General features: G+C 55.5%; 17 protein-coding genes. 11 read left to right on the top strand and 6 right to left on the bottom strand.

What is annotated here, in order from left to right; all coding sequences use genetic code 11:
- Nucleotides 1–27: 27 nt before the first annotated feature.
- The gene (gene rraA / locus FA91_RS19390; protein WP_034918508.1) at nucleotides 28–513 is read left to right on the top strand and encodes a ribonuclease E activity regulator RraA; all 486 of its coding nucleotides are present in this window, start codon (nucleotides 28–30) and stop codon (nucleotides 511–513) included.
- A gap of 501 nt (nucleotides 514–1014) precedes the next feature.
- Here the strand turns inward: rraA and FA91_RS21135 are convergent.
- Nucleotides 1015–1185, bottom strand: a complete 171-nt coding sequence (locus FA91_RS21135) for a hypothetical protein (protein WP_156103108.1) — start codon at nucleotides 1183–1185, stop codon at nucleotides 1015–1017.
- 256 nt (nucleotides 1186–1441) lie between these two features.
- Nucleotides 1442–1681: a cell division protein ZapB gene (zapB, locus tag FA91_RS19380; protein ID WP_034918504.1), complete on the bottom strand. Its 240-nt coding sequence runs from the start codon at nucleotides 1679–1681 to the stop codon at nucleotides 1442–1444.
- A 428-nt stretch (nucleotides 1682–2109) separates the two neighbouring features.
- On the opposite strand from zapB, the gene FA91_RS19375 reads away from it, so the two are divergent.
- From FA91_RS19375 to fpr, 4 genes are all read left to right on the top strand, one after another.
- Nucleotides 2110–2955 carry an MIP/aquaporin family protein gene (locus FA91_RS19375; protein WP_034918503.1) on the top strand — a complete coding sequence of 282 codons (846 nt, stop codon included), beginning with the start codon at nucleotides 2110–2112 and terminating at the stop codon, nucleotides 2953–2955.
- A 25-nt stretch (nucleotides 2956–2980) separates the two neighbouring features.
- Nucleotides 2981–4495: a glycerol kinase GlpK gene (gene glpK, locus FA91_RS19370; RefSeq protein WP_034919590.1), complete on the top strand. Its 1515-nt coding sequence runs from the start codon at nucleotides 2981–2983 to the stop codon at nucleotides 4493–4495.
- A gap of 97 nt (nucleotides 4496–4592) precedes the next feature.
- Entirely contained in the window at nucleotides 4593–5603 is a 1011-nt protein-coding gene (glpX, locus tag FA91_RS19365; protein ID WP_034918500.1) for a class II fructose-bisphosphatase, read from the top strand.
- 101 nt (nucleotides 5604–5704) lie between these two features.
- Nucleotides 5705–6451: a ferredoxin--NADP(+) reductase gene (gene fpr, locus FA91_RS19360; RefSeq protein WP_034918498.1), complete on the top strand. Its 747-nt coding sequence runs from the start codon at nucleotides 5705–5707 to the stop codon at nucleotides 6449–6451.
- Here the strand turns inward: fpr and FA91_RS19355 are convergent.
- On the bottom strand, nucleotides 6442–6879 hold the full coding sequence (locus FA91_RS19355) for a DUF805 domain-containing protein (protein ID WP_034918497.1): 438 nt from the start codon (nucleotides 6877–6879) through the stop codon (nucleotides 6442–6444). The genes fpr and FA91_RS19355 overlap by 10 nt on opposite strands.
- Nucleotides 6880–6970: 91 nt before the next feature.
- Between FA91_RS19355 and FA91_RS19350 the strand changes: the two genes are divergently transcribed.
- From FA91_RS19350 to FA91_RS19335, 4 genes are all read left to right on the top strand, one after another.
- A complete protein-coding gene (locus FA91_RS19350) occupies nucleotides 6971–7567 on the top strand; it encodes a DUF1454 family protein (RefSeq protein ID WP_034918494.1) in 597 nt (198 codons plus the stop codon).
- A 120-nt stretch (nucleotides 7568–7687) separates the two neighbouring features.
- Nucleotides 7688–8455, top strand: coding sequence for a triose-phosphate isomerase (gene tpiA / locus FA91_RS19345; RefSeq protein ID WP_034918492.1), 768 nt, complete (start codon nucleotides 7688–7690; stop codon nucleotides 8453–8455).
- Nucleotides 8456–8677: 222 nt separating this feature from the next.
- A complete protein-coding gene (mqo, locus tag FA91_RS19340; protein ID WP_034918490.1) occupies nucleotides 8678–10291 on the top strand; it encodes a malate dehydrogenase (quinone) in 1614 nt (537 codons plus the stop codon).
- A 106-nt stretch (nucleotides 10292–10397) separates the two neighbouring features.
- Nucleotides 10398–12794 carry a phosphoketolase family protein gene (locus FA91_RS19335; protein WP_034918488.1) on the top strand — a complete coding sequence of 799 codons (2397 nt, stop codon included), beginning with the start codon at nucleotides 10398–10400 and terminating at the stop codon, nucleotides 12792–12794.
- Nucleotides 12795–12820: 26 nt separating this feature from the next.
- Here FA91_RS19335 and FA91_RS19330 read toward each other — a convergent pair whose 3' ends face one another.
- Entirely contained in the window at nucleotides 12821–13402 is a 582-nt protein-coding gene (locus tag FA91_RS19330; RefSeq protein WP_034918485.1) for a LysE family translocator, read from the bottom strand.
- 137 nt (nucleotides 13403–13539) lie between these two features.
- Between FA91_RS19330 and FA91_RS19325 the strand changes: the two genes are divergently transcribed.
- Entirely contained in the window at nucleotides 13540–14997 is a 1458-nt protein-coding gene (locus tag FA91_RS19325; protein ID WP_034918481.1) for a PLP-dependent aminotransferase family protein, read from the top strand.
- Here the strand turns inward: FA91_RS19325 and FA91_RS19320 are convergent.
- A complete protein-coding gene (locus tag FA91_RS19320) occupies nucleotides 14994–15617 on the bottom strand; it encodes a glutathione S-transferase (protein ID WP_034918478.1) in 624 nt (207 codons plus the stop codon). The two genes, FA91_RS19325 and FA91_RS19320, sit on opposite strands and share 4 nt — an antisense overlap.
- 45 nt (nucleotides 15618–15662) lie before the next feature.
- Here FA91_RS19320 and FA91_RS19315 point away from each other — a divergent pair, with 45 nt between their 5' ends.
- Complete coding sequence (locus FA91_RS19315; protein ID WP_034918476.1) at nucleotides 15663–16514, top strand: PhzF family phenazine biosynthesis protein; 852 nt, start codon at nucleotides 15663–15665, stop codon at nucleotides 16512–16514.
- Between the two features lie 12 nt (nucleotides 16515–16526).
- On the opposite strand, the gene FA91_RS19310 is transcribed toward FA91_RS19315, so the two are convergent.
- On the bottom strand, nucleotides 16527–17285 hold the full coding sequence (locus tag FA91_RS19310; protein ID WP_034918473.1) for an SDR family oxidoreductase: 759 nt from the start codon (nucleotides 17283–17285) through the stop codon (nucleotides 16527–16529).
- Between the last annotated feature and the right edge of the window lie 93 nt (nucleotides 17286–17378).

Here is a 17378-nt window from a genome sequence, read left to right as displayed (position 1 = left end):
TCCCTGTGGCAAACAGATGAAACCCTTATGAAATATGACACTTCTGAGCTCTGCGACATCTATCATGAAGATGTGAACGTCGTTGAACCGCTTTTCTCCAACTTCGGCGGACGCACCTCGTTTGGCGGACAAATCGTGACGGTTAAATGTTTCGAAGACAACGGGCTACTCTTTGATTTGCTGGAGGAAAACGGCCGTGGTCGCGTCCTGCTGGTTGACGGCGGCGGCTCGGTGCGACGTGCGCTGGTGGATGCCGCTCTGGCGCGTCTGGCACTGCAAAACGAGTGGGAAGGAATAGTGGTTTACGGCTCTGTCCGCCAGGTGGATGACCTGGAAGAGTTGGATATTGGTATTCAGGCTATCGCGGCCATTCCGGTTGGCGCGGCTGGAGAAGGCATTGGTGAAAGCGACGTGCGGGTGAATTTCGGCGGCGTGACCTTCTTCTCAGGCGATCATCTTTATGCGGACAACACTGGCATTATCCTTTCCGAAGATCCCCTCGATATCGAATAGCAAAAAAGGGTGCCCGGGGCACCCTTATACTATAAATCGCGTGGTAAGCCTGGCGGTTTAAAACCTGACGCCTGAAATAGAGCTCCCTCCTGGATACGTAATTATTGAGGGCGCGCCCGGTTTTCAACAACTATTGGCTGCATCTGTCCACGATCCCATATCTTTTCCCATAAATCTATTACATTTAGAGATTCTCTGCCTCCTTGTCAAAGCATGGCGCCAGAAACGTCATTCAATGCTTAGCTGCTAATTATTTGTATAAATCCCTGCTTTATTTACATCCATGGGTTACTATTTTCTGAATAATAATAGCCAGATTTTCTTTTCTGAGAATATCTGCGTTTAAAACCGTTACGTTAAGGGCAGTGTAATTATCGACATCGTTCAAATTTTCAGTCGCCCCCTTTTCCTGAAGCCCGCAATAAGCCCAGGCTCTGCTCTCAGGGGTTGATGCCGGATCATCGATGATTTGCCTGAACAGGCTTACGGCGTCCTTTTCTTTTAAGCTTTTTCATAAATCAACAGTTCTGGCATTTTAGTGGCTACAAAGCCGTTCAGGCCCGGAAAGAAGAGAGTAACGGTAGATAACGCCGATTTGATACTCTGCTCAGCAAAAGAGAGATACAAATATAAACTTAAAATCGCTGCTAAAAATAATACTCTCCATTTCATATTCACCTCCATGAACTTCCAGAATATAAATTCATTAAGCTTTGTGAAAAGGATCAAAAATTATCATCTCTATAATCATTGCAAAAAAAAAGAATTCCCGAAAGTAACCGACAAGAAAATGAATAAAACTAATAATTCAGAAAAGAATACTCGTGAAGAGGTATAATGAGGTGGCCGGTTCCACGACGAATAGCGTCAATAGAAAGTGAATCGTCATTTGAAGGGTGCGAGCTGCACCCTTCACAGACGATAAAATTCAGACTTCTTCCATTTTACCTAACAGCGCGCGTAAACGCTCCTGCCATACGTGCTGCTCTTCCTTCAGCTGCTGATTTTCACGCACCAGCGATTCGCTGTTACCTGAAGCCTCATGAATCTGGTGATTCAGATTGTTGTTCTGCTCTTTCAGCTCTTCAATTTCCATCTGCAACAGGGTGATGGTATCAATCGCCTGCTGTACTTTCGCTTCCAGTTTTTCAAACACTTCAAATGACATGGTAAATGACCTCTCCTAAACGCAAGGCGTTGATGCTGCCAGCCGCAGTAGTGCAGATAACAACGATGTTCCGATTGTAAGTAGACGCGACCATCAAGTCCAGCAGCGAAGCCGCCTGCGGCGTAGTCTGTAACAATTTTCATCCTCCTCCTGGATTCTTTAACATTATCCACGGCAGAAGTAAGGCTATAGTTAACAAATTGCGAAAATCTGCGCTGTTCATCGCGCGGAAACGCGGTTTAATGAAAGCCAAAACACGCGAAAACGCTCATTTTTATGACGCAGAGCACAACTTTTGATTTCGCTATTTCTCGTTTATGCTCGTTAACGATAAATTTACATCAGTCCTACATTAGATTAGGGCAACACAGTCATCGACAATAAAAAGTGCCGTATAACATTTAACCTCGCCTTCAGGAAACGCCATTATGAGTCATTCAACAAGCACACTAAAAGGGCAATGTATCGCCGAGTTTCTCGGCGTCGCCACCATCATCTTCTTTGGTGCTGGCTGCGTGGCGGCCGCCAAAGTGGCCGGTGCGGTGCTGGGACTATGGGAAATCAGCATCATCTGGGGTATCGCCGTTGCCATGGCGATCTACCTGAGCGCCGCCGTCTCCGGTGCGCATCTTAACCCGGCAGTGACGATCGCGCTGACTTTGTTCGCTAATTTTGAGCGCCGCAAAGTGGTGCCTTATATCATCGCCCAGATCGCGGGGGCCTTCTGCTCCGCCGCGCTGGTTTATGGCCTCTACTACAACCTGTTCTACGATTATGAGCAGACGCATCAAATGGTACGCGGCAGCGTCGCCAGCCTTGAACTTGCCGGTATCTTCTCAACCTATCCGAACCCACATATCAGCGTCGGTCAGGCATTCCTCGTTGAAGCGGTGATCACCGCCGTGATGATGGGACTGATCATGGCGCTGACCGACGACGGCAACGGCCTGCCGCGCGGCCCGATGGCTCCGCTGCTGATCGGCCTGCTGATTGCGGTGATTGGCGGCGCAATGGGCCCGCTGACCGGCTTTGCTCTCAACCCGGCACGTGATTTCGGACCTAAGCTATTTGCGTGGCTGGCAGGCTGGGGTAACGTTGCTTTTACCGGTGGACGCGATATTCCTTACTTCCTCGTGCCCATTTTTGGCCCGATTGTAGGCGCTATTGTCGGTGCCGTTGGTTACCGTTCTCTGATCGCGCGCAATCTGCCGGGTAAGGTAGTGGTAGCAGAAGAAAAGAAGACGATAACGCGTGCTGAACAGCGTAAAGCGTAAACCTTTTGACCATCAGGAACTGACTATGAACACAGAAAAAAAATACATTGTCGCGCTCGATCAGGGCACAACCAGCTCCCGCGCGGTAATTCTCGACCACGATTCCAACATTGTGGCCGTTTCGCAGCGCGAATTTCAGCAAATCTATCCTAAGCCCGGCTGGGTTGAGCATGACCCGATGGATATCTGGGCTTCACAGAGCTCCACGCTGGTGGAAGTGTTGGCCCACGCGGACATCCGCTCCGATGAGATCGCCGCGATTGGTATTACTAACCAGCGCGAAACGGCCATCGTTTGGGATAAAGAGACCGGAAAACCGATTTATAACGCCATCGTCTGGCAGGATCCGCGCACCGCTGATTACTGCGCCAAACTGAAAAAAGAGGGGCTGGAAGAGTATATCCAGCATACCACCGGTCTGGTCATCAACCCTTACTTCTCCGGTACCAAGGTGAAGTGGATCCTTGACCACGTTGAAGGTTCGCGCGAACGCGCAAAACGCGGCGAGCTGCTGTTCGGGAACGTCGACTCGTGGCTGGTATGGAAAATGACGCAGGGACGGGTGCATATCACCGATTACACCAACGCCTCGCGCACCATGATGTTTAACATTCACAAACTGGAATGGGATCAGCGCATGCTGGATATCCTGGATATTCCGCGTGAAATGTTGCCAGAAGTGAAATCGTCATCGGAAGTTTACGGCCAGACCAACATCGGTGGTAAAGGCGGTACGCGTATTCCTATCGCGGGCATTGCAGGTGACCAGCAGGCGGCGCTTTACGGTCAGCTGTGCGTCCAGCCCGGTATGGCGAAAAACACCTACGGCACCGGCTGCTTTATGCTGATGAATACCGGCACCGAAGCGGTGACCTCCACGCATGGTCTGTTGACCACTATCGCCTGCGGTCCGCGTGGCGAAGTGAACTATGCGCTGGAAGGTGCGGTATTTATCGGTGGCGCGGCGATCCAGTGGCTTCGCGACGAAATGAAGCTGATTAGCGATTCAACCGACTCTGAATACTTTGCAATGAAGGTCAAAGACAGCAACGGCGTTTACATGGTGCCAGCGTTCACCGGCCTCGGCGCACCATACTGGGACCCGTATGCACGCGGCGCGCTGTTCGGCCTGACGCGCGGCGCCAACGCCAACCACATCATTCGCGCCACGCTGGAATCCATTGCTTACCAGACGCGTGACGTGCTGGAAGCGATGCAGCACGACGCCAATACGCGCCTGCAATCGCTGCGCGTGGACGGCGGCGCCGTGGCCAACGACTTCCTGATGCAGTTCCAGTCCGACATTCTTGGCGCGCGCGTTGAGCGCCCGGAAGTGCGTGAAGTCACTGCGCTCGGTTCCGCCTATCTGGCCGGCCTGGCCGTTGGCTTCTGGAAGGATCTGGATGAAGTACGTGCAAAAGCCGTAATTGAGCGCGAGTTCCGTCCGGGCATTGAAACCACCGAGCGTAACTATCTCTATAAAGGCTGGCGCAAAGCCGTTGCCCGTGCGCAGGCGTGGGAAGATCAGGACGACTCGTAATCCCTTGTCCCGCCCGCGATCGCCACGATCGCGGGCATTTCCCCCTCTTTTCTCCGCTGTGATAAACTCCCCGCCTCACTCTTTCCTGAGGCAAACCATGAAACGAGAACTTGCCATTGAATTTTCACGCGTAACGGAAGCCGCTGCACTGGCTGGCTATAAATGGCTGGGACGCGGAGACAAAAACGCCGCCGACGGCGCGGCCGTCCACGCCATGCGCATTATGCTGAATAAGGTGAATATTGACGGCGAAATCGTGATTGGCGAAGGCGAAATCGACGAGGCGCCGATGCTCTATATCGGTGAGAAAGTCGGCAGCGGCGAAGGCGATGCGGTGGATATCGCGGTTGATCCGATTGAGGGCACGCGCATGACGGCAATGGGCCAGGCAAACGCGCTGGCGGTGCTGGCCGTAGGCGAAAAAGGTGCCTTTCTCAACGCGCCCGATATGTATATGGAGAAACTGATCGTCGGCCCCGGCGCAAAAGGAGCGATCGACCTTGCGCTGCCGCTGGAGGAGAACTTACGCAACGTGGCGCGTGCGCTGAATAAACCGCTCAGCGAGCTGACCGTTACCCTGCTTGCCAAACCGCGACACGATGCGGTGATTGCCGCGATGCAGGCCCTGGGCGTGCGCATTTTTGCTTTCCCGGACGGGGATGTTGCCGCCTCCATTCTTACCTGCATGCCGGACAGCGAAGTCGACGTGCTGTATGGCATTGGCGGCGCGCCGGAAGGAGTCATTTCTGCGGCGGTGATCCGCGCGCTGGATGGTGATATGCACGGCCGTCTGCTGCCGCGTCATCAGGTGAAAGGCGACACGCCGGACAACCGCAGACTGGGCGAAGACGAGCTGAAACGCTGCCGCGCAATGGGCATCGACACCGACAACGTACTGCGGCTGGACGACATGGCGCGCAACGACAACGTTATTTTTGCCGCCACCGGCATCACCAGCGGCGATTTACTGAAAGGCGTGACGCGTCAGGGAAATCTGGCCACCAGCGAAACGCTGCTGATCCGCGGCAAATCGCGCACCATCCGCCGCATTCAGTCAGTTCACTATCTGGATCGCAAAGACGCCGCGCTGCACCCTTACCTGCTGTAAGTTTGCCGATCTGAGCTTTCGAACCCGGCCTGCACTGGAAAACGGGCGTTATTGCAGCGAAAATAGTGAAAAACCAGGCTACACCGTTTAAGGAGTTGTTTATGGCCGAATGGGTCAACGCCAGGATAGAAAAGGTGACCGACTGGACGGACAGCCTGTTCAGCATCACCATGACCGCGCCCGTCGATCCTTTCATCGCCGGTCAGTTCGCCAAACTGGCGCTGGAAATTGACGGCGAACGCGTTCAACGTGCCTACTCCTACGTAAATGCGCCGGGCGACGAGAAGCTGGAGTTTTATCTGGTTACCGTGCCGGAAGGGAAGCTCAGCCCGCGCCTTCATGCGCTGCAACCCGGCCTGCAGGTGATGATCACTAAGCAGGCGGCGGGTTTTTTCGTGCTTGATGAGATACCCGACTGTAAAACGCTGTGGATGCTGGCAACCGGCACCGCCATCGGCCCTTATCTCTCTATATTGCAGGAAGGCAAAGGGCTGGAGCGTTTTGACAATATCGTGCTGCTTCATGCCGCACGCTACGCGCAGGACTTAAGCTATCTGCCGCTGATGCAGCAGCTTCAACAACGCTACGGCGCACAGTTGCGTATTCAGACCGTGGTCAGTCGTGAAGAGATTGCCGGATCGTTAACCGGTCGCGTGCCGGCGCTGATCGAGAGCGGCGAACTGGAAGCGGCGGTCGGCCTGAAAATGGACGCCGCAGACAGCCACATCATGCTCTGCGGTAATCCGCAGATGGTGAGAGACACGCAGCAGATGCTGAAAGAAACGCGGGCGATGCGTAAACACCTCAAACGCAAGCCGGGACACATCACCAGCGAACACTACTGGTAGTCGGGCCGCCGTCGATAATTGACGGCGCACGCCGCTTTGCCGAAGCGGTTTTCTCCGCGGGTACCGGGAAACACAACCAGCTCAAGCGTCATGGTTATCAGGATCAGCAGCGGAATAAAGCGCCCAAGCGCAACATGCCATTCGGGTGAGAGCGTATCCCAGTTTCCGGCCAGCAGTATCCACGCCACGATCAACAGCAGCCCCCACCAGCCTGATTTATTGCGATCGTGCAGCCGTTTAACCACCACCGCGCCGCTGGGCCAGAGCAGGCAGACCACGCACAATGCGGCAGTCTGCGTACTGAGCCAGCCACGATCCGCCAGGGCCAGCAGCAAAATCATCAGCATCAGCCACAGCGCCAGCCAAACCCACAGGTCACGTCGCCCGATTCTGCCTTGCCAGGAAAAACACCACGCTTGTAAGGTCATTTTTTATCCCTCAGGACAGCGTCAGGCTTTGACTTTGCTGGTCATTGTCCGGTCTAATCTTGTGCTGAAAATACGGGTTAAGGCGGACAACATGAAAAAAGCGATCTTCACCGGCATCTTTCTTTGCAGTACGCTGGCGACGGCGTCGCTCAGGGCTGAAGAACCCGCACCGCAGGATCGCGCCGAACACATGCCGACTGCGCCCTACCTGCTGACGGGCGCGCCCACCTTTGATATGACTATCGGCCAGTTTCGCGAAAAGTATAATGCGTTGAACCCTGAATTGCCGATTGCTGAGTATCGCGCCATTGATGGTCGTGGTGACAAAAGCAATTTGACCCGCGCCGCCAGTAAGATCAATGAAAATCTCTACGCGTCTACCGCGCTTGAGCAAGGCACGGGCAAGATCAAGACGTTACAGATTACCTGGCTGCCGGTGCCCGGCCCGGAAGAGAAAGCGGCACGAGACAGCGCGCGCGCCTATATGGCCGCGCTGGAGCGTTTTTTTGAGCCCACGCTCAACGAAGCGCAAAGCCTTAAGCGGCTGGACGAACTGCTGAATAACGGCAAAGGCTCGCGCTACTTTGAACAGAAAGAGGGCGCACTGCGCTACGTCATTGCGGATAACGGTGAAAAAGGGCTGACCTTTGCCATCGAGCCGATAAAACTGTCGCTGGCCACCGACTGAGCGGTCGCAAAGAATGACGAAAAGCAAAGCCTTTCACTGCGTAGATCTCTATACTGTCTGACAGACACCGTTGCTGAAGCAGCGTAATTTAACCGTATCACGCGAAGCGTGGAGGATATGATGCGACATCCATTAGTCATGGGAAACTGGAAACTGAACGGCAATAAAGCCCTGGTCAAAGAGCTGATTGCCGGTTTACGAAATGAGCTGAGCACCGTTGACGGTTGCAACGTTGCCATCGCTCCGCCAGTGATGTATCTGGACCAGGCAAAACATGCCGTGTCGGGCAGCAAAATTGCGCTGGGCGCGCAAAACGTTGATGTGAATCTTTCCGGCGCCTTCACCGGCGAAGTTTCCGCCGAGATGCTGAAAGACATCGGCGCGAAATACATCATTATCGGTCACTCAGAACGCCGTACTTATCATAAAGAGAGCGATGAGCTGATTGCGAAAAAATTCGCGGTACTGAAAGACGCGGGTCTGATCCCGGTTCTGTGCATCGGTGAAACCGAAGCGGAAAACGAAGCGGGTAAAACCGAAGAAGTTTGCGCGCGCCAGATCGACGCGGTACTGAACAGCCAGGGCGCCGGGGCGTTCAACGGCGTAATTATTGCTTACGAACCCGTCTGGGCGATCGGCACCGGCAAATCTGCCACGCCTGCGCAGGCTCAGGCCGTTCACAAATTCATTCGCGATCACATTGCGAAGAAAGACGCAGCCGTGGCGGAGCAGGTCATTATTCAGTACGGTGGTTCCGTCAACGACAAAAATGCGGCTGAACTGTTCGCGCAGCCGGACATCGATGGCGCGCTGGTTGGCGGCGCCTCACTGAAGGCCGACGCCTTCGCCGTGATCGTTAAAGCCGCAGCGAAAGCCAAAAACGCCTGATGCACCTCCCTGCTTCGCGCTCGCGAAGCAGGTCTTCTTCCCGCCCTGATTACTTCCAATAGTTTTTAAACTTTAAACATTTTTTTAAAGTATCCGTAACAATGTACACTTTCCCGCCCATTAACTGACTGTTTAATAAACCATTTTAAAACTAAGGGTTTATCAAACCGTTGGTAACAAAAAACGGCTTCAGGCCGGCTTATGAGTTGGAGATATCGCCTCATGCGAAAATTAGCACTACTGCTTACCGCCTGTTTCAGCGCCCTGGGCCTGACGGGCGCGGCTATGGCAAATGAAGAACCAAAAAACGTTGATGTGTTACTGATTGGCGGCGGCGTCATGAGCGCCACGCTGGGTACTTACCTGCACGAGCTGGAGCCTGACTGGCGGATCGGCATGGTCGAGCGGCTTGACGGCGTGGCAGAAGAGAGCTCAAACGGCTGGAACAACGCCGGAACGGGACACTCCGCGCTGGCCGAAATGAACTACACGCCGGAAAAAGAGGACGGCACGGTCGAGATCCAGAAAGCGGTTGAAATTAATGAATCGTTTCAGATTTCCCGCCAGTTCTGGTCGCACCAGGTGCAACAGGGCGTGCTGACCAATCCGCACAGCTTTATTAACAGCGTCCCGCACATGAGCTTTGTGTGGGGCGATGAGAACGTTAAGTTTCTGAAAAAACGCTACGAGGCGCTGCAAAAAAGCACGCTGTTCCGCGGTATGGAGTACTCAGAAGATCCGGCGCAGATCAAAAAGTGGGTGCCGCTGATCATGGAAGGGCGTGATGGCAAAGAGCCGGTGGCTGCGACGCGCATCCCTATCGGTACCGACGTGAACTTCGGCGAAATCACCCGCCAACTGGTGGCTTCACTGCAAAAAAATCCGAACTTTACGTTGCAGACGCACAATGAAGTGCGCGGTTTTCAACGTAACGACGACGGCAGCTGGAATGTGAAGGTGGCCGATCTGAAGAACAACGACAAAGAAACGACCGTGCGTGCCAGATACGTCTTTATCGGCGCGGGCGGCGCGGCGCTGACGCTGTTGCAGGAAACCGGCATTCCGGAAGCCAAAGCCTACGCGGGCTTTCCCGTTGGCGGCGAGTTCCTCGTTACCGACAATCAGGAGGTGGTAAAACGTCACCTGGCGAAAGTGTACGGGAAAGCCTCGGTCGGCGCGCCGCCCATGTCGGTGCCGCATCTGGACACCCGCATGCTGGACGGCAAGCAGGTTCTGCTGTTCGGGCCATTCGCCACGTTTTCCACCAAATACCTGATGCACGGATCGCTGTGGGATATGTTCCATTCAACCACCACCTCAAACTTTATGCCGATGGTGGATGTGGGCCTGGATAACTTCGATTTGGTAAAATACCTGATTGGCCAGCTGATGCTGAGCGATGAAGATCGCTATCAGGCGCTGAAAGAGTACTTCCCGAACGCGAAGAAAGATGAATGGCGTCTGGTTAAAGCGGGTCAGCGCGTGCAGATCATCAAAAAAGATGCTGACAAAGGCGGCGTGCTGAAGCTGGGCACCGAAGTTGTTACCTCGCAGGATGGCACCATCTCTGCCCTGTTGGGCGCATCGCCGGGCGCCTCCACCGCCGCGCCCATCATGCTGGATCTGATGAAAAAGGTGTTTAAGGACAAAATCGACACGCCAGCGTGGCAGTCAAAACTGAAAACGATGATCCCCTCTTACGGTCAGAAACTGGACGGCAACACGGCGGCTACCGAGAAAGAGCTGTCTGAAACCAGCCGCATTCTCCAGTTGGACTACACGCCTTTTGCGGCGGCCAACGACGACGGTTCAATACCCGCCGTCGTGAATGAATAACATAACGTAGTGAAAGGGCGGATATATCCGCCCTTTTTTTATTCCTTCGGCTGCCACATGACCTGGCGTCTATGCTTTTATCTTACCCGTTACGAGGAAGATACTGATGCATACGCCCCAGCCCCAACCGATTTCCGACCAGACGCTGTCATTGATCGATCGCTACTGGCGCGCCGCGAATTACCTTTCGGTCGGGCAAATCTACCTGATGGATAACCCACTGCTGCGCGAACCGCTGCGCCCAGAGCACATCAAACCGCGCCTGCTTGGTCACTGGGGCACCACGCCGGGCCTGAATTTTATCTACGCGCATCTGAATCGCATCATCTGTGAGCGCGATCTTAACCTGCTCTACATCTGCGGACCGGGGCACGGCGGGCCGGGCATGGTTGCCAATACCTGGCTGGAAGGCACCTACAGCGAAATCTGGCCAGCGATCGGTGCCGATGCCGAAGGAATGAAAAAACTCTTTAAGCAGTTCTCGTTTCCCGGCGGCATTCCGAGCCACGCCGCGCCCGAAACGCCGGGTTCCATTCACGAAGGCGGCGAGCTGGGTTACTCACTGGTTCACGCCTTCGGTGCGGCCTTTGATCATCCTGATTTGATTGTGCCGTGCGTGATTGGCGACGGCGAGGCCGAAACCGGGCCGCTGGCCGCCAGCTGGCACGGCATAAAATTCCTCAACCCCGCTCGCGACGGCGCCGTATTACCCATTTTACATCTGAACGGCTACAAAATCGCCAGCCCGACGATCCTCGGCCGCACCAGCGACGATGAACTGAAACAGCTTTTTGAGGGCTACGGCTACGAACCGCTGTTTGTGACCGGTGACGATCCGCAAAAGATGCACCGGGAGATGGCCCATACGCTGGATATCGCTTTTGATCGCATTCAACACTTTCAGCGCGCCGCACGGGAAAACGCGGCGCAGGGCGTACCACGCTGGCCAATGATTGTCCTGCGCAGCCCGAAAGGCTGGACCGGCCCGAAAACCGTTGAGGGTAAAAAAGTGGAAGGCTTCTGGCGCGCGCATCAGGTGCCGGTTTCAGCCTGCCGCGAGAACGACGAACACCGTCAGATTTTAGCATCATGGCTGCAAAGCTATCGGGCGGAGGAGCTGTTTGACGAGGCGGGCCGGCTGAGGCCTGAGCTTAAGGCGCTGGCACCGCAGGGCGAAAAGCGCATGGGCGCCACGCCGTACGCCAATGGCGGGCGATTACGTAAGCCGCTTGAAACGCCGGATATTCGCCGGTTCGCGGTGAACGTTGTGCAACCGGGCGAAACCCAGGCGCAGTCCACGGCGGTGCTGGCCGATTACCTGAGCGCGATCTTTGAACGCAACCCGGACAATTTCCGCCTGTTCGGCCCGGACGAAACGGCCTCTAACCGTCTCAGCAACGTCTTTAACGTCACCAGCCGTCGCTGGATGGAAGAGACCCGCCCTTACGATGAGCAACTGGCTGCGGACGGACGCGTTATGGAGATCCTCAGCGAGCACCAGTGCCAGGGCTGGCTGGAAGGTTATCTGTTAACCGGCCGACACGGGCTGTTTAACTGTTACGAGGCGTTTATTCATATCATCGACTCAATGTTCAACCAGCACGCGAAATGGCTGAAGGTCTCGCGCAAGCTCCCGTGGCGTGAACCCATCTCTTCCCTGAACTATCTGCTCTCATCGCACGTCTGGCGACAGGATCACAACGGCTACAGCCATCAGGACCCGGGTTTTATCGATCACGTTGCCAATAAAAAAGCGGATATTGTCCGTATTTACCTGCCGCCGGATGCCAATACGCTGTTGTGGGTGGGCGATCACTGCCTGAACACCTGGAACCGCATCAACGTGATCATCGCCGGTAAACAGCCGGAACCGCAGTGGCTGACCATGGAGGCGGCGATCCAACACTGTGAAAAAGGGATGGGCATCTGGCGATGGGCGGGGAATGAAACGGCCGACAACCCTGCCGAGGTCGTCATGGCCTGCGCCGGCGACGTGCCGACCATGGAGACGATGGCGGCGGTGGATCTGCTGCGTCAGTACCTGCCCGACCTGCGCGTTCGCGTGGTTAACGTTGTCGATCTGCTGGCATTACAAACGAAAGATCAGCATCCACACGGCCTGAGCGAGGCGGAGTTCGATGCAATATTTACCCCTGATAAGCCGGTGATTTTCGCCTTTCACGGCTATCCATCGCTGGTACATCGCCTCAGTTACCTGCGCACTAACCACCGTAACTTCCACGTCCGCGGCTTCATTGAAGAGGGCACCACCACCACGCCGTTTGATATGACGGTACTGAACGAGCTGGATCGCTATCACCTGGCGCAGGAGGCGATTCTGCGCGTGCCGGGACTTCAGGAAAAAGCCGGCGACGTGCTGGATGCCCTTCAGGAAAAACTCGCCGCGCATCATGCTTACGTGCGCGAACACGGCGAAGACATTCCTGAAGTGCAAAACTGGAAATGGCCATCGCAGCAGGACAACAGCAACATGCCGGAATAACGCCTGAGCGGCCATGTGCCGCTCTTTTATCTGAAGGCTTCCATCAGCATCCAGAGTGTTGTTACCAGCAGCGACAGCGCCATCACGCTGTTAAACAGACGCAGCTTCCAGGCCACCTGCAAATGCTTTCCAAGCCGGTTTCCGGCCGCGGCCCACAGCAGAATACAGGGTAAATTCAGCAGCGCAAAACCTGCGACGACCGTTACCACGCTGCTGCTGGCGGTATATACCAGCATCACATTACAGGTCATCAGCCAGGCTTTGGGATTGACCGCCTGAAACAGTGCGCCGCCCAGAACAGACATCGGTCTGGCCTTTTCCTGCATCTCAGGCGCGCCCGCGCGAAAAATTTTCCAGCTCAGCCACACCAGCCAGGCACAGCCAAGCATCGTCAGGGGCAGTTTGATCACGCTCATCCAACTGAGTAAAACATCTAACAGCAATGAAGCGATGATCATTTGCAGTGCACATCCGAGCGTGATGCCAAACATCATCGGTAAGGTGCGCCGCAGGCCAAAATTGACGCCGGACGTCGCCAGCATCAGGTTGTTCGGGCCTGGGGTGATCGACATCACCGTGACATAGCTAAAAAAAGAGGGATCGAGCATAGTAAGATTTCCTGCCGCCTGATAAGAACTCCATCATAAAAGCAGAAAAGAAATGGTAACAGATTCAGAGATACACTATTGTAATGAGTACAATCATGTTCCTTTAGCAATTGTACCCATCATCTGTTGAGGTTACTGTGTCCGTTATCGATCCTCAGGAAAGCACGCTCTATTCGCAACTGGCGGAAACGCTGGCCGATGCCATTCACAACGGCACGTTCGCGCCGGGGAGCCGTTTGCCTGCACTGCGTCGCTGCGCCAGTCATCATCAGGTCAGCATTAATACCGTGTTGGCCGCCTACCGGATTCTGGAAGATCGCGGTCTGATCGCTGCACGCCCGCAGTCGGGCTACTTCGTGCGCAGCGTGTTGCCGTCGATCATGACCCGACCCGGCCATCGTGCCAGCGTGCATTCGCCCAGCAGTGAAAAACTGGATTTAATCGACGCGGTTTTTGCCGCCCAGAACCATCCCGACTACACCAATATCTCCCTTGCCTGCCCGCAGAACAGTGATTTTTTCCCCACGGCTAAAATCAGCCGCATCATGGCATCGCTGATGCGTCGTGAACCCGATCTGATTGGCCGCTACGCGTTGCCGCCCGGCAGCCAGCGCCTGCGTCGCGAGGTGGCGCGCCGATCGATGGATTTAGGCATTCGCCTGACGGCAGAGGATGTCACGCTGACGCATGGCTGCATGGAGGCGTTGCAATTGGCGCTGCGTACGGTCACCCGTCCGGGCGACTGCGTGGGGCTGGAAACCCCCACCTATTTTTATCTTTTTCCGCTGCTGGCCAGCCTCGATTTGAAGGTCATTGAGATCCCGACCGATCCCCGGCATGGCCTGTCGCTTGACGCCCTGGAAATGCTGCTACGCGAAAAGCGGCTGAATGCCATCGTGGCGATGCCCACCGTGCAAAACCCGTTGGGATTCACCATGAGGCTGGAGGACAAAAAAAGGCTGGCAACGCTGGTGAATGATTATCAGGTTCCGCTGATTGAGGACGGTTTGTATGGCGAGCTGCAATTCTGCTGGCCGCTGTCGCCTGCGGTAAAAGCGTTCGATCGGGATGGCTGGGTACTTTACTGTACCAGCTACACAAAAACGGTTGCGCCTGATTTTCACGTTGGCTGGATTGCGGCAGGACGTTTCACCCGAACGCTGGCCAGACTGAAGTCCGTTTCATCGCTGACCGAATCGCGCTTGCTGTCCGAAACGCTGGGGCATTTCCTTGAGTCGGGCGGCTATGATCATCACCTGCGGACGCTGCGCCGTCGTTATGCTGCGCAGGTGGACGAGGCACGCGGCATCATTGCCCGCCACTTTCCGCAGGGCACGCGAGCCACGCTGCCTGAAGGCGGCTTTGTCTTCTGGGTTGAGCTGCCCGGAAACGTCGACAGCGTGGCGCTTTTCCACCGCCTGCTTCAGGAAAAGATCTGCCTGACGCCCGGCGCGCTCTATACGCTCAGCGATCGCTGCAACAACGCGCTGCGTCTTTCATGCTGCTATCCGTTCGACGACCGCTACACCTGGGCGCTGAAGCGAACCGGCGCGCTGGCGTGTGAAATGAGCGGTATCGCCGCAAACGGCGACTAAGGCGTGCCGTTACGGCCCCATTTCGCATAGCCTTTTCTTACGGTCAACCGCTCATAATAGGCGCGTACGGCGGGCAAGTCGGCGTGATCCAACGGCGTCTCAAACCAGCGGTTCACCGACAGTCCTATCGGGATGTCCGCCAGCGAAAACGCCTCGCCGGCTATAAAGCCCCCCGTACGCGCGAGCTGTTCGTTGAGCAGCGTCATCATCTGGTTCCAGCCTTTGCAGGCCGCCGCCAGCAAACGTGCGTCCTGATGCGCGGGCGAGTGGCGCACCAGCGACATAAAAGCATATCGCCATGAGGTGTTGAGTTCGGTAGCCTGCCAGTCCAGCCACTGATCGACCCTGGCGCGTGCGCGCGGCTCTTGCGGATAGAGCCATTCGGCCTGTCGTGTATTTGCCAGGTAGCGAATAATAGCGTTAGATTCCCACAGGATGAAGTCGTCTTCCTGAAGTACCGGGATCAGCGAATTGGGATTAAGTGCTTTGAAGGTGGGATCCTGCAACGATTTTTGCCCTTCTCCCCACTCCTCACGCTGGAAAGGGAGAGCGAGCTCCTCACAAGCCCAAAGCACTTTTCTGACGTTAATTGATGAGGCGCGTCCTAAAATTTTTAACATAAGGCTGATACTCTTCAATCAATAAAAATGGACGGACTCTAAACTATGACCTGGTTGCGCCCCTTTAAACAAGTCGATGTGTTCACTTCTTCACCCCTTAACGGCAATCCGCTGGCGGTCGTGCTGGATGCCAGCGGCCTGAGCGATGCGCAGATGCAGGCGATGGCGAGCTGGACAAACCTGTCCGAAACGACTTTTGTGCTGCCGCCTGAAAACGCTGCGGCGGACTATCGCGTTCGGATATTCACACCGGATACCGAGCTGCCCTTCGCTGGCCACCCTACGCTTGGTACCGCGCATGCGCTGCTGGAAAACGGCCTCGACCCTAAAACGCCCGGACAACTTGTGCAGGAGTGCGCGCTCGGTTTGATCACGGTGAAAATTGGCGCGGAAGGCGCGCTGGCTTTTGCCGCGCCGGAAGCGACGATGACGGCGTTCAGCGATGCGTCGATCGGCAGCACGCTTAACAGCCCGTCAATTGACACCACGCTGCCGGTGACCATCGCGGATATGGGGATCCGCTGGCTCCTGATCCCGCTGACCTCAGCGGCGGCGGTGCTCAGCGTTAAGCCGGATGTGGCGGAGCTGGCGCGTCTGCTCTGCAAAGCCAGCGTCAACGGCGTCATGATATTTGGCCCGCTGGCGGGCGAAAATGAGCAGTATGAAGTGCGTGCGCTGCTGATTGAACAGGGCTCGCTGACGGAAGATCCGGTTACCGGTAGCGCCAACGCCTGCCTGGCGCGCTACTTTCAGGCACTGGGCGTTGAGCTGGATTATCGTGTGCGTCAGGGCAGCGCGCTGCATCGCGCGGGCCGTCTCAGCGTCTCCAGGACCGCCGACGGCGTGTGGATCGGCGGCCTGGTCACCACGGTGATTGATGGCACGCTGCGGCTCTGACTGCCAGGTGGCTTAAAGGAACATGCCGCCGGAGGCTTCGATGCGCTGACCATTCACCCAGCGGCTCTCATCGCTGAGGATTTGCGCCACCGCATCGCCGATATCGTCCGGTAGTCCGACGCGTCCCAGCGCGGTTTGCGAAGCGACAAAGGCGTTCACTTCCGGATTATCACGCACCATTCCGCCGCTGAAGTCAGTGGCGATAGCGCCCGGTGCCAGAATATTTACCGTGATGCGACGTTCGCCAAGCTCTTTCGCCTGATAGCGCGTCAGCACTTCCATGGCACCCTTCACCGCCGCATAAGCGCCGGAGCCTGGCAGGCTGAAGCGCGCCAGTCCGCTGGAAATATTCAGAATGCTGCCGCCATCGGCCATCAGTGGTAACAGCGTCTGCGTAAGAAAGAACGGGCCTTTAAAATGGACGTTTACCACTTCATCAAACTGCGCTTCAGTAGTCTCTACAAAACTGGCATGCAGCGAGGTGCCTGCATTGTTCAATAAATAATCAAAAGAATCACGTTGCCAGACGTTTTTAAGCTGTTTTTGCACGTTGCGGGCAAAGTCAGCAAAGCTGCCGCTGTCCGCCACATCGAGCTGAAGCGCCACCGCGCGGGCACCAAGCGCTTCAATACGCTCTACCACCGTCTGCGCCTGTTCTTCACCATTGCGCCACGTTAAAATAATATCAACGCCTTTTTTCGCCAGCTTCAGCGCTGCATTTTCACCTAAACCCCGGTTTCCACCGGTGATCACTGCGATTTTATTGCTCATTCTCTTCTCCGCTTGTTGTGCTGTGGACAAAATCAAGGATATTACTGCTGAAATAAACTATAAATACCCTTACGAGCGCTTCACTGTTTCATT

Source organism: Erwinia sp. 9145 (genome assembly GCF_000745075.1).
In the GTDB taxonomy this organism is placed as follows: Bacteria; Pseudomonadota; Gammaproteobacteria; order Enterobacterales; family Enterobacteriaceae; genus Erwinia; species Erwinia oleae.
The sequence above is the reverse complement of the archived record's forward strand: the minus strand, read 5'-3'. Positions and strand labels throughout refer to the sequence as shown.

Bases quoted from the DNA above. Each gene is read 5' to 3' on its own strand.
- rraA (WP_034918508.1), top strand. From the start codon at position 28: ATGAAATATGACACTTCTGAGCTCTGCGACATCTATCATGAAGATGTG.
- FA91_RS21135 (WP_156103108.1), bottom strand. From the start codon at position 1,185: ATGAAATGGAGAGTATTATTTTTAGCAGCGATTTTAAGTTTATATTTG.
- zapB (WP_034918504.1), bottom strand. From the start codon at position 1,681: ATGTCATTTGAAGTGTTTGAAAAACTGGAAGCGAAAGTACAGCAGGCG.
- FA91_RS19375 (WP_034918503.1), top strand. From the start codon at position 2,110: ATGAGTCATTCAACAAGCACACTAAAAGGGCAATGTATCGCCGAGTTT.
- glpK (WP_034919590.1), top strand. From the start codon at position 2,981: ATGAACACAGAAAAAAAATACATTGTCGCGCTCGATCAGGGCACAACC.
- glpX (WP_034918500.1), top strand. From the start codon at position 4,593: ATGAAACGAGAACTTGCCATTGAATTTTCACGCGTAACGGAAGCCGCT.
- fpr (WP_034918498.1), top strand. From the start codon at position 5,705: ATGGCCGAATGGGTCAACGCCAGGATAGAAAAGGTGACCGACTGGACG.
- FA91_RS19355 (WP_034918497.1), bottom strand. From the start codon at position 6,879: ATGACCTTACAAGCGTGGTGTTTTTCCTGGCAAGGCAGAATCGGGCGA.
- FA91_RS19350 (WP_034918494.1), top strand. From the start codon at position 6,971: ATGAAAAAAGCGATCTTCACCGGCATCTTTCTTTGCAGTACGCTGGCG.
- tpiA (WP_034918492.1), top strand. From the start codon at position 7,688: ATGCGACATCCATTAGTCATGGGAAACTGGAAACTGAACGGCAATAAA.
- mqo (WP_034918490.1), top strand. From the start codon at position 8,678: ATGCGAAAATTAGCACTACTGCTTACCGCCTGTTTCAGCGCCCTGGGC.
- FA91_RS19335 (WP_034918488.1), top strand. From the start codon at position 10,398: ATGCATACGCCCCAGCCCCAACCGATTTCCGACCAGACGCTGTCATTG.
- FA91_RS19330 (WP_034918485.1), bottom strand. From the start codon at position 13,402: ATGCTCGATCCCTCTTTTTTTAGCTATGTCACGGTGATGTCGATCACC.
- FA91_RS19320 (WP_034918478.1), bottom strand. From the start codon at position 15,617: ATGTTAAAAATTTTAGGACGCGCCTCATCAATTAACGTCAGAAAAGTG.
- FA91_RS19315 (WP_034918476.1), top strand. From the start codon at position 15,663: ATGACCTGGTTGCGCCCCTTTAAACAAGTCGATGTGTTCACTTCTTCA.
- FA91_RS19310 (WP_034918473.1), bottom strand. From the start codon at position 17,285: ATGAGCAATAAAATCGCAGTGATCACCGGTGGAAACCGGGGTTTAGGT.